Raw genomic sequence first — 11,469 nt, forward strand, 5'->3', positions numbered from 1 at the left:
TTAATACTTTCCCTCAGTAACAAAGAATTACCATGGCTGAGGAACAAGAAAACACGACTCGAAATCGGAAAATATTAACGTTATCCGTCGCCCGACATCAAAGGAAATATCACTTTTACATTAAGCCCTCCTAATTTAGAGGTAGTCAGTTCAAGACTCGCATCGTGCATGTCTGCAATCGCTTTTACTATAGCAAGCCCGAGACCACTGCCATTTTTGTTCGTGCCCGAAATGCGGTAAAAACGATCAAAGATTCGATCTCTTTCTGCCTCAGGTATCCCGCCTCCTGAATCTCCAATCTCTAAGGCTATCTGATTCGATTGCTGACTAAGGATCACTTCAACTATGCCACCGTCAGGTATATAACGAATAGCATTGTCCAGCACATTGCGTATCATCACCCGCAAACTCTCAGAATCACCACATACCGAAAAATCTTGAAAATTACTCAATCGAAGAGTGACCTGTTTACTTTGGGCGAATACTTGCACGTCATTTATCGCTAGATTCAGCGGCGTGTTGAATGGCAATTTTTGAATTTTCTTTAAGTCTTTGGATGAGTGGTCCTGGCGCGCCATCATCAACAGTTGCTCAACGAGATGTGAAGCGCGGTCTACTCCACCAAGAAGACGATCTATCGCTTTTTCATGCATATTCTCGTCCCGAGCGCGAGATAAGTTTTGTACCTGCAGTCGCAATGCGGTAATCGGAGACCTTAGTTCGTGAGCTGCATCAGCAACGAAGCGTTGCTGAGACTGCATCGCATGCCCCACTCGCACTAATAATGAATTCAATTCAAAAACTAATGCTGATACCTCCTGAGGAACGCCTTCATCTGAAACCGTTTCAGTCGAGTTTGTCTGACGTTCGGCTAACTGTTTACCAATTCGATTGAGTGGCGATAACGCTGAGCTGATACCCCACCATGCAGCACAAAACAGTAATAATGAAACTGGTATCACTGGCCATAACGTACTCAAAGCAATCGATATCGCTCTACGACTCCGTGTATTCATTTTCTGCGCGACCTGAATTACTCTGTCATGCGCCTTCACGGCATATATGCGCCATTCACCGTTGGTCAATGTCACTGTAGAATATCCAAGTTCAGCCTGCTTGGGTAGCGATCTATATTGACGCGATTGATAAACCCGCTCACCGTCAGTTCCCCAAATTTGAACTACTAAATCAAAATTATTACTTTCGATTCCTAAAACAGTTCGAGAGTCAAGCTGTTTGAAATCACTATCTTGTAATGCCAATGCCATCTGCTGCATGTGGTAATCAAATAATTTATTTGCTTCATGAATAGTGGCGTTGACAGATGTAGCAAATTGCAAAGCTGCAGCAAGCAGAATAGCGATGCCAAACATTAAAATAATCTGTACCCGTAAAGATTTCATGCTTGCTTCTCAACCATATAGCCAACACCACGCACATTCACTATAAATTTTTGCCCCAGCTTTTTCCGTAATCCGTGAATATAGACTTCGATAGCGTTGCTATCTATATCGGTTAGGTCGCCAAATACCTTTTCCTCCAATCGGCTTCGAGACAAGATCGCACCCGGTCTGGAAATTAGGGCATCTAAAATAGCCCACTCTCTTGAAGATAAAATAATTTGCTCTTGTTTATTGCTCACCTGCCTGGTGGCGGAATTGATAATCACATCGCCCGCAGAGTACAAAGCATCAACACGCCCGCATGATCGCCGAACCAAAGCATGCATACGTGCAATCAATTCATCAAGATCAAACGGCTTTACTAAATAATCGTCGGCACCTGCATATAAAGCAGATACTCGCTCTGGCACTGTGTCCCGAGCTGTCATAATTAACACTGGTACAGTATCGCCTCGCTTTCTGAGGGAATTTAAAATTTCAATTCCGTCACGCTGCGGTAAGCTTAGGTCGAGCAGCACAACGTCGTAACTATGTTTTAACAAAAGTTCTTCCGCTTCAATGCCATTGTCGAGCCAATCAACGAGATTGGATTCATTTTCCAAGGCAATCTGAATGTTTTCACCAATCATTACATCGTCTTCAATCAACAGAATTTTCATATTTTTTAGGAACTATTTACTTGATCAGAATTTCGGCTTTTCGTATTCAGAATACTTCAAAAATACAAGATATTTGTTGCATGTGCGCGAGGGAGTCACGAATATCTGCTCTTCGCTTGTGTACGCGTAATTTTATAGATATTACGTTATGTCATGATTTTGTAATAAATAAAATGTAAGGTTCGTGGCTCCAAGTTTGGAGTTTAAGGATACTTAAAAATGAAATTCTTTTTGAAAAACACACTTGTTACTGCTGCAACCCTGTTCACATTCTCTTCTGCAATGGCTGCTGAAATTACTGGCGCAGGATCAAGCTTTGTGTACCCTATCGCGTCTAAATGGGCAGAAGCTTACAAAAAAGCAACTGGCAATAACCTGAACTATCAGTCCATCGGCTCCGGCGGGGGCATCAAACAAATTAAAGCAAACACCGTTGATTTTGGCGCATCCGATATGCCATTGTCTGTGGAAGAGCTAGATAAAGAAGACTTATTGCAATTCCCGGTCGTTATGGGCGGCGTTGTTCCTGTTGTTCACATCGACGGCGTCAAACCTGGTCAATTGAAATTGACTGGCCAAGTCATCGCTGACATCTACATGGGTAAAGTCACAAAATGGACTGATGCAGAGATCGCTGCGATCAACCCAGGCGTTAAACTGCCAACAGAAGACATCACCGTTGTTCACCGTTCAGACGCTTCTGGCACCACATTCCTGTTCTCTGACTATCTGTCTAAAGTCAATGCAGAATTCAAAAAAGTTGTCGGCTCTAGCACTGCTGTGAAATGGCCAGCTGGTTTGGGCGGCAAAGGTAACGAAGGTGTTGCAGCAAACGTTCAGCGTATCAATGGTTCCATCGGTTACGTTGAATTTGCCTATGCGAAGAAAAACAACCTAGCATACACACAATTGAAAAACCGTGAAGGTCAGTTCGTTTCTCCAGATGCTGACACATTCAAATCTGCGGCTGCAGGTGCTGCATGGGACAAAACACCAGGCTTCGCTGTGGTATCGACAGATCAACCAGGAAAAGCAAGCTGGCCAATCACTGGTGCTACATTTGTTTTAGTTCACAAAACACAACCTGATGCTGCCAAAGTAAAAGAAACATTGAAGTTCATTGACTGGTCCTACAAAAATGGTACAGCCATGGCGACTGAGCTCGATTACATCCCAATGCCATCCAGCGTTGTTGACCTGATTGAAAAAACATGGAAAGCACAAATCAAGGATGGTTCTGGTAAAGCTGTTTGGTAATTGAAGAATCAATTTCGCTATCCAAGGTTTTTAATGATTTGGGGTAATAAAAAATTAATTTTTCACGGTATCTGTCCTGATTAAGAGATAAACGCGCATAAAAAAGAGGTTTTCACGTTGTTGTGAAAACCTCTTTTTTTAAATCGTTCAAAAACCAAATAAAAGTACGCTAAATATTAGCTTCTTTTTTAAATTTCATAATTGCAACACCCACCGCACTGGAGGCACTCGCATACACGGTTCCGGCATTAATCATGGCTTCTGCTTCAGAATATTTTTGGGCATTAATAGCAGAGGCAACCTTTCCAGCTTCAGTATGAAAAAGTGCATGTTTAGATACGCAATCTTTATAACTACCTAAAACACTAAATTTTTGTTTAGCTTCACCATGCAACCATTTACCAAGTTCACAGCAGTTATCCCTGCTAATAGTTGACGCATCCATTTGCTCTTTTTTAGTAATTGCGCTCCTGAATTTAGTCTTCCATTCCGCATGTTTTGCAACGGCATCATTGAGGTCCATAATTTCTCCTAGTTAAGCAAAGCACTGTCATTCTTACATAGAAAATGACTTCCCGCGCCATTAGCAATCAAACTAAGTGCAAATACCGCCGAACTGTCGCCATTTCATCAACGTCACAAATATTACTTAAAATACATTTTACAAACTTCTAAGCACCCTCCTTTACTTCAGAAATCTATCCGTAATTTCAAAGCCTATAGCAAATATTCAATTCATCTAAAGTTGCACCAAAGTCTAAGCATTCAGGCTACCTCTGCATTTTGATTGACGCGTTAATATCTATGCTATAAAAAAGACGACATTGACTTAATTTTTACATAGGGCAAATTCTATTAAAAAAGTAAAAAGCACAATCTGTGTCAAACGAGATTGCGCTTTTTAGTATTTCTTTTAAAATCTGAGAACTTGCTTACGGCGAACCAATGCGCGCCAAGAATGCGTCCCGCGTTGTTCCAGAAAACCAAGGATGCCAAAGCCGCTGCTGCAGTATAGTACTTAAAAATTGCGCCTTCGTCGAATGTCCGGTAAATAAGAAAGTTTCCGCCGGAAGCAGTAGTATTTTTTGCGTTACACTATCCCACAAATCTGCAGGAGAAACAGGTCTAGGCTGATGTGGACAAATATCAACAGACAATAGATCACCGCAGAACAATCGATCACGCCAAAGGTAGCTTTGACATTTGAGCATATGACCAGGCGTTTTAATGATTTTAATTCGTTCATCTCCGAACGTTAAAAAATCTTTGTGCCCTGCCGGTACTACAACCATATCTTTGGCAAAGTGAGCGCTATACGCTTGGAAAATATCCACGTTACTCAATTTAGCTTGATCATGTTCATGGGTAAATAACAATGATGTTAGGCGTAATTTTTGGTCATTCAAAATTGCAGCGGTTACAGCGATATCAGATATTCGCGGGTCAATAAGCACAGCTTCTTTAGCCGCCATATCCCCCAATAAATAACTCGCGTAACCGGACGCTTGATGATGAAAAACACGAAAATACATGACTTATATTTACAAATAAATTTTTATCAACATCGCAGTCGCGAAAGCAAGCAAGCAAGCCCAACCTGAAAAAAGCCATCGTAGTAGGTTTGAGGTCGGTATAAATCCGACTCCGCGCACAAAGCCAATGCTCATCGCCAAAAAAAGCATAGTAGCAAACCGATGGTCCACTTTACCGGTGACGCTCATCATGATCGGCGGGTACGCCGTACCCACCAACATAATAAGAAGAGCGATCGCCATACATAACAACTGGATATGTCGTTCACCGTTTTGTTTTCGTAGCGAACTCATGACGATCACTCATCCCTACCTGATTTAATTCGTGCCTCTTCATTTTCACCCCACATCGCATTCATAATTGCTAATAGGAGTGCGAACCCAACTCCTAGAATCCAAGCGAAATACCACATATTGATTCCCCTTAATTAAACTACACTTTAGTTTCCGTTAATCAGTATTAGTAGGCACTATGTTCGTTCGCCTCAATTTGCTCGATCGTTACTTTCCCACGCATAACCCGATACGCCCATGACGTATAAAAAATAATAAGCGGCATAAAAATCAGCGTTGCCCAAAACATGATACCAAGCGTAAGATGACTTGAAACACTATCCCAAACAGTTAAGCTTGCATTTGGCATACTTGAAGATGGCATCAAAAATGGAAACATGGATGCCCCCGCCGTACCTATCACACCAACTAAAGCAAGCGAAGACGTTACAAATGCGATCAATGTGCGCCTCGCAAACAGTAATGCAGCAGTCAATAGTGCTGCAGTGATCGCTAACAACGGAAGAATCCACAACATAGGTTGAAAGCGATAATTATTCATCCAAGCACCAGATTCGCGAACAACGGTTTTGCCCATTGGGTCTGCAAGCGCTGCGGTGTCAATTACCGATGTAATCCGATAGCCAGGAATTTCCTGCAACCAAAATCCGGCTGCTATAAAGGCGACAACCATAACAATAGCGGCAATAACAGCTCCTTTAACAGCGCGATGCTGGACAGCACCTTCAGTTCTATGCGCCAAATAGGCACCACCTTGCATGGTAATCATCGCACTACTTACGACTCCTGCCAGTAATGCAAAAGGATTGAGTAATTGCCAGAACGTACCAGAATAGGTGGACGCCATATAATTATCGAACTGAAATGGCACCCCTTCCAATAAGTTACCAAATGCCACACCAAAAATCAGCGGAGGCACAGCGCCACCGATGAATAGACCCCAGTCCCAAATACTGCGCCAAGTTGGATTATGGACTTTGCTACGATAATCAAACCCTACAGGACGCAAAAATAAGGCCCAAAGTACAGCTAACAATGCCCAATAAAAGCCACTAAAAGCAGTGGCGTAAACCAAAGGCCACGCTGCAAAAATTGCACCACCTCCAGTAATAAACCAAACCTGATTGCCCTCCCAATGTGGGCCGACAGTATTAAGAACAACTCTGCGCTCTAAGTCTGATTTTCCGACAAAAGGTAATAAGGTACCGACACCCATGTCGTGACCATCCATAATGGCAAAGCCAATCAACAATACACCGACAAGTACCCACCAAATTATTTTGAGTGTTGGATAGTCAATCATTTTGCAGCTCCTGACATATTCTCTATTTTTGGTTGTGACGTATGTACTGGCTCAAATTCATATCGGCCGGTACCTAAACTACCAGGCCCTTGTCTCGCGAATTTAACCATCAGATACATCTCAACAATTAACAAGATCGTATAAAAACTAATAAATCCAGCAAGCGATCCATATAAGCTGTTGACGCTGAGCGTTGAAACACTTAAATGCGTCGGTAAAACGCCATAAATAGTCCAAGGCTGACGACCGTACTCAGCGACAAACCAGCCCAATTCGCAAGCAATCCAAGGTGCAGGCAACATCCATAACGCCCATTTCAGCAACCACTTACGCTTTGGCTGACCAGGTTTAATCGTGCTTAAAAACGCTACAACGAATAATGCCAACATGGCGAATCCCAAACCAACCATGATCCTAAAACCCCAGAACATGGGTGTCACGCGTGGAATTGTGTCATTCACCGCTCGGTCAATGAACTCGGGCGTAACTTGATTCATGTCAGAGACATATCTTCTAAGCAAAAGTCCAAATCCAAGATCACTTTTATTCTCGTTAAACAACTTGAGTGCATCTTGATCTTGACGATTTTTTCTGAGAGCCTCTAAAGCTTTCACTGCGACAATGCCATGTAAAACACGCTCATGATTTTTGATTTTGATGTCATGAATACCAGGAATCTGCTTACTTATTGAGCGAGTTCCGATTAAACCCATAACCCAGGGAACCTCAATTTCCCAATCGTTTTTTTGTTCTGCTTCATTGATCCCAGCTAATAGGGTTAACCCGGCAGGTGCTGGTTTTGTTTGCCACATCGCCTCAATCGCTGCCATTTTGGTTTGCTGCGCTTCACCGACCGTGTAACCAGATTCATCACCTAACACAATGACGCTAAGCGCTGACGCCAATCCAAACGCCGCTGCGACACCAAAGCTACGTTTAGCAAATTCAACGTCACGTTTTTTCAGCAGGTACCAACTTGAAATGGACAACATAAACATTGAACCAGTCAAATAACCAGCAGAAACAGTATGGACAAATTTAGCCTGCGCATCCGGGTTAAAGACAACCGCCCAAAAATCGACCATCTCCATGCGCATCGTCAGATAGCTAAATTCTGCACCGACAGGATTTTGCATCCACCCATTAGCAATTAAAATCCAAAGTGCCGAGAGATTAGTACCAACAGCCATCAACATAGTGACGAGTAAATGCTTGGGCTTACTTAAACGGCCCCACCCAAAAAAGAACAGTCCTATGAGAGTAGACTCAAGAAAGAAAGCCATCAAACCTTCGATCGCAAGTGGGGCTCCAAAGATATCACCGACATAGTGGGAGTAATACGCCCAGTTAGTGCCAAACTGAAACTCCAGCGTGATGCCAGTTGTGACACCGAGCGCAAAATTAATACCGAAAAGTTTCCCCCAAAATTGGGTCATGTCTCGCCAAATGACCTTGCCGGTCATGACGTAGACACTTTCCATGATCAAAAGTAACCACACCATACCAATGGTTAAGGGTACAAAGAGGAAATGGTATAGAGCGGTTGCGGCAAACTGTAGCCGAGAAAGATCGACCAATTGTTCTGAAATCACTTTGATGCTCCTTGTGAAATTACTGGGATACCTATACGCGACGCCATGAAATCAGCGTTAACATCAACTGCCTCATCTCGTATAAAAAACCACCATATCAACGTTATCGCTACCAACTTTAGTAGAACAACAATGAATAAATGAAAGCGGAGGTGGCGGCGTTTTGGGTTCATACGGATTGTTAATGCAGGTTTCATGCCAAGAAAATGTGGCGAATATTTCTACTTAAAAACAATAGGTTATAGTATTGCGGCACCCCAAAACTGCCAATATGACAGTTAATAACTGACATATTGGCAGTATATGCAATAATGGCAGCATCGATCTATTGAATAACTTTTCGGAACTCTACTTATGTCCCAACCTTTACCAGAACTGATTTCTTACCTTGAAGAATTAGTAGAGCCCCACATATTGTTCGACAATCATTACCGCATCATCGCAGCAAATGCAGCATACCGGCGCCAGTTTGGGCACGAAGTCTCTGTCATCGGCAGGACATGCTACGAGGTGTCTCATCACTTTAATGCGCCTTGCGATCAGTCCGGTGAAGTGTGCCCTTTAGCGCAAGCCAAACTATCAGGACACAGAGAAAAAGTACTTCACCTGCACCATACACCCAAAGGTGAATCCTATGTCAACATTGAACTTACGCCGATCTTAAACAAGAATGGTGAGCAAGCCTACTTCGTTGAAAGAATGGAAGAACTGCCAGTTAATCGGGGATCATCATCCAATCAGACCATCATTGGTCGTTCACCAATTTTTCTGCAAGCACTAGAAATGGTCTCACGCGTAGGCCCATCTCGAGCCAGCGTACTATTGGCGGGTGAGTCTGGGACTGGTAAAGAATTATTTGCGCGCGCTTTACATGAAGCGAGCCCACGTGCTAAGGCACCTTTAGTCGTAGTTGAGTGTGCCAGCTTGACTGAAAATTTGTTCGAAAGTGAGCTATTTGGACATGAACGCGGTGCATTCACTGGTGCTAATGTGTCCAGAATTGGTCTCGTGGAGTCCGCTAGCGGTGGCACCCTATTTCTAGATGAACTCGGTGACATTCCCCTGACGATGCAAGTGAAGTTATTACGCCTACTTGAGAGCGGTACTTACCGACGTGTAGGAAGTACGGAGTTACGTAGCACCGATGTGCGGATTGTATCGGCGACCCATCGTGATTTACGTAGCATGGTTGCTGACGGCACATTTAGAGAGGACTTATACTATCGATTAAGTACATTCCCAATACAGTTACCAGCATTACGTCAACGAGTTGAAGATATCCCTTTGCTGGCAACTGCACTACTGTCAAGAGTATCCCCCCAACGCCATATGAGCATATCTGAAACCGCACTCTCCTATCTGAGTACATACATCTTCCCGGGGAACGTTAGGGAGCTGCGTAATATTATGGAACGCGCTGCACTATTGAGCGATGGCACGGTGATTGAGCGTGTCCATGTAGAACGGTCGATTAGTACAGCAAGCAAATCGAACTTACCCCTTCGACATTTTTATCACAAGACTGAAATAAGTGAAATATCACACCGACATGGCAGATCACTGCAAGAAGTCGAGCGCGATGAATTGCTTCGACAACTTCAATATCATCAAGGTAATCGAACAGAATTAGCGCGCAAACTTGGCATTAGTGAGCGAACGCTTTATCGAAAATTGCGATCACTTGATAAAGTTAAATGAAGATCATCCATCGTAAGTTGAATTGCACTGAGAAAATTTGATGCTTATCTCAGTTGTACCAATTCATACTTGACCTGACACACGTTGCTCGACTGACGACTGACGACCGGCGGCATCCGCCCCAAAGCGGACTGTGGAAATTCTCGAAGTATCGGCCTCAAAACAGTCTGAGGATGTCCAGATTCAGTGAGATTTGAATATATCGGATTCGCCCTGCTGAGCAAAAACCTGACCGTATTTCAACTCACCCTCTTTCAGTTCGTAAGGAAAGAAGACAATAACCGAGTAATTACCTCTGTGATTGAGCGAAACGGCTATTGCATTTGATTTGTTGCCTGTTGAAGGTACAAGGACTCGCACATCATAAACTAAAGCAGTTGCGCGGTATTCTCCAGATTCTGCGCCAGCTACAAAGCCTTGCTTGATTAGCTTAATAATATCCATCGAAGGTGGGTGTTCGCGACCATCATACCCAGCGATTTCGGCTACATCACCTGTATTCTTCAGAGCTCCGCCATAAGGAAAAAATTCACCCTCCCTCTTAAGCATATGTTCTGCAAAGGGAAGAACTTTGTTCATTAGAGTTTCACATTCCTGCTTTGGGCTAAGGGATGAATCTGCAATCGCCACTCCGAAAATTGAAAATAGAAGTGCAGCAATCCAGCGAAATTTCATATATAACTTTTAGATATTTGTTTGGCCGCTCCTGGCCGATAGCGGCCTTTCAGAATTTGAACTCATCTGACAGTTCATGTCAGGTCAAGTTTGAACTAGTACATCTCATCATTGTTTTTTTGCGGCCATACCAATGAGAGCAGACATACCCGCGTGTTGAGTACTTTCCTTCAACTCAGCATCATAAACACTGAGGTTAATAAACTCTAAATCACTAAATTCTTTCCTTAACAAATCTTCAGTATATAAATGATCAATGAGACCCGGTCCACCAGTTTTATATTCAAGTTGCTTCGGTGTATATCCTTGCAATATGATTATTCCACCAGAATTCAACGCACCGATCATTTGGGAAAATAGTTTTTTCCTCATCACTGGATCAGCAAACTGAATAAATATAGCGGCGATGATGTCGAATTTCTGCGCATCCCAATCCCATGATTGGCAGTCTGCAACTGAAAAATTAACTTCGACATTTTCTGCGCGTGCAAGTTGGCGAGCCTTCTCAACACCTATACAAGAGATGTCAAATGCTGAGGTAATTAAGCCTTGCTTTGCAAGCCAGACGCTATTTCTTCCTTCTCCATCAGCAACGGCTAATGCTGACATCCCCGCCTTAAAATATGCTTTATATTTTAAAAGATAGTGATTCGGTTCCGTACCAAAAATGTAATCGTCTCTATCATAGCGACTATTCCACGTCTGAATGGGATCAGTCAAAACTGGCGAATTTATTGAACTCATTCAATCACCCTCGGTAAATTTGCTTTTGAAGCTTAAGTGCCAAACTAGCGACCGCACCACCATTGCTCACATTATCATAGCCTAATTTAATTAAGTTATTTTTTGCTGATGCAGATCGCGCCCCAGAGGCGCAATATACGACAATAGGCGTACTCTTCTCGGTAATTGTTGATTGAATTACTTGACGCGAGTTCAATTTTGAAGTGCAAGCGTATTTTTGAAGAATACCTGATTGGGTGTAAGGTATCCTAACCTTTTTCTTGGTCGATTATTCAGTCTATTCATGGCGTGATCAATCTCCTGTTGTGTAAT

At 43.0% G+C, this 11,469-nt stretch carries 14 protein-coding genes and 1 pseudogene; 2 read left to right on the plus strand and 13 right to left on the minus strand.

The annotated features are described in order from the left end of the window. Nucleotides 1-80: 80 nt before the first annotated feature. Both H8K32_RS09560 and H8K32_RS09565 read right to left on the minus strand, forming a co-directional pair. Entirely contained in the window at nucleotides 81-1,403 is a 1,323-nt protein-coding gene (locus H8K32_RS09560) for an ATP-binding protein (RefSeq protein WP_186912260.1), read from the minus strand. Further along, complete coding sequence (locus tag H8K32_RS09565; RefSeq protein ID WP_186912261.1) at nucleotides 1,400-2,062, minus strand: response regulator; 663 nt, start codon at nucleotides 2,060-2,062, stop codon at nucleotides 1,400-1,402. Before H8K32_RS09565 ends, H8K32_RS09560 begins: the two co-directional genes overlap by 4 nt. Nucleotides 2,063-2,281: 219 nt before the next feature. Between H8K32_RS09565 and pstS the strand changes: the two genes are divergently transcribed. Further along, complete coding sequence (pstS, locus tag H8K32_RS09570; RefSeq protein ID WP_186912262.1) at nucleotides 2,282-3,319, plus strand: phosphate ABC transporter substrate-binding protein PstS; 1,038 nt, start codon at nucleotides 2,282-2,284, stop codon at nucleotides 3,317-3,319. A 169-nt stretch (nucleotides 3,320-3,488) separates the two neighbouring features. On the opposite strand, the gene H8K32_RS09575 is transcribed toward pstS, so the two are convergent. The 7 genes from H8K32_RS09575 to cydP all read right to left on the minus strand — a co-directional run bounded on the left by H8K32_RS09575 (nucleotide 3,489) and on the right by cydP (nucleotide 8,237). After that, entirely contained in the window at nucleotides 3,489-3,842 is a 354-nt protein-coding gene (locus tag H8K32_RS09575) for a CZB domain-containing protein (protein WP_186912263.1), read from the minus strand. A 409-nt stretch (nucleotides 3,843-4,251) separates the two neighbouring features. After that, nucleotides 4,252-4,791, minus strand: a complete 540-nt coding sequence (locus H8K32_RS09580) for an MBL fold metallo-hydrolase (protein WP_246447242.1) — start codon at nucleotides 4,789-4,791, stop codon at nucleotides 4,252-4,254. Between the two features lie 69 nt (nucleotides 4,792-4,860). Beyond that, nucleotides 4,861-5,145, minus strand: a complete 285-nt coding sequence (locus H8K32_RS09585; protein WP_186912265.1) for a cyd operon YbgE family protein — start codon at nucleotides 5,143-5,145, stop codon at nucleotides 4,861-4,863. A 5-nt stretch (nucleotides 5,146-5,150) separates the two neighbouring features. Continuing rightward, on the minus strand, nucleotides 5,151-5,264 hold the full coding sequence (gene cydX, locus H8K32_RS09590) for a cytochrome bd-I oxidase subunit CydX (protein WP_186912266.1): 114 nt from the start codon (nucleotides 5,262-5,264) through the stop codon (nucleotides 5,151-5,153). A 47-nt stretch (nucleotides 5,265-5,311) separates the two neighbouring features. Next, a complete protein-coding gene (gene cydB, locus H8K32_RS09595) occupies nucleotides 5,312-6,448 on the minus strand; it encodes a cytochrome d ubiquinol oxidase subunit II (RefSeq protein WP_186912267.1) in 1,137 nt (378 codons plus the stop codon). Then, nucleotides 6,445-8,040: a cytochrome ubiquinol oxidase subunit I gene (locus tag H8K32_RS09600; protein ID WP_186912268.1), complete on the minus strand. Its 1,596-nt coding sequence runs from the start codon at nucleotides 8,038-8,040 to the stop codon at nucleotides 6,445-6,447. Before H8K32_RS09600 ends, cydB begins: the two co-directional genes overlap by 4 nt. Next, entirely contained in the window at nucleotides 8,037-8,237 is a 201-nt protein-coding gene (gene cydP / locus H8K32_RS20700) for a cytochrome oxidase putative small subunit CydP (protein ID WP_390312027.1), read from the minus strand. The genes H8K32_RS09600 and cydP overlap by 4 nt, the downstream gene beginning before the upstream one ends. A 157-nt stretch (nucleotides 8,238-8,394) precedes the next feature. Between cydP and H8K32_RS09605 the strand changes: the two genes are divergently transcribed. Continuing rightward, nucleotides 8,395-9,738: a sigma-54 interaction domain-containing protein gene (locus H8K32_RS09605; protein ID WP_186912269.1), complete on the plus strand. Its 1,344-nt coding sequence runs from the start codon at nucleotides 8,395-8,397 to the stop codon at nucleotides 9,736-9,738. A gap of 183 nt (nucleotides 9,739-9,921) precedes the next feature. Here H8K32_RS09605 and H8K32_RS09610 read toward each other — a convergent pair whose 3' ends face one another. From H8K32_RS09610 to H8K32_RS20710, 4 genes and pseudogenes are all read right to left on the minus strand, one after another. Beyond that, entirely contained in the window at nucleotides 9,922-10,413 is a 492-nt protein-coding gene (locus H8K32_RS09610; protein ID WP_186912270.1) for a hypothetical protein, read from the minus strand. A 108-nt stretch (nucleotides 10,414-10,521) separates the two neighbouring features. Beyond that, nucleotides 10,522-11,157, minus strand: a complete 636-nt coding sequence (locus tag H8K32_RS09615) for a class I SAM-dependent methyltransferase (RefSeq protein ID WP_186912271.1) — start codon at nucleotides 11,155-11,157, stop codon at nucleotides 10,522-10,524. A 4-nt stretch (nucleotides 11,158-11,161) separates the two neighbouring features. Continuing rightward, on the minus strand, nucleotides 11,162-11,353 hold the full coding sequence (locus H8K32_RS20705) for a rhodanese-like domain-containing protein (RefSeq protein WP_186912272.1): 192 nt from the start codon (nucleotides 11,351-11,353) through the stop codon (nucleotides 11,162-11,164). Further along, nucleotides 11,350-11,469, minus strand: a pseudogene (locus tag H8K32_RS20710) (IS30 family transposase); the annotation flags it as partial. The gene H8K32_RS20705 and the pseudogene H8K32_RS20710, both read right to left, overlap by 4 nt.

Origin of the sequence: Cognatundibacterium jejuense (assembly GCF_014284255.1) — a bacterium.
Taxonomy (GTDB): domain Bacteria; phylum Pseudomonadota; class Gammaproteobacteria; order Burkholderiales; family Burkholderiaceae_D; genus Undibacterium; species Undibacterium jejuense.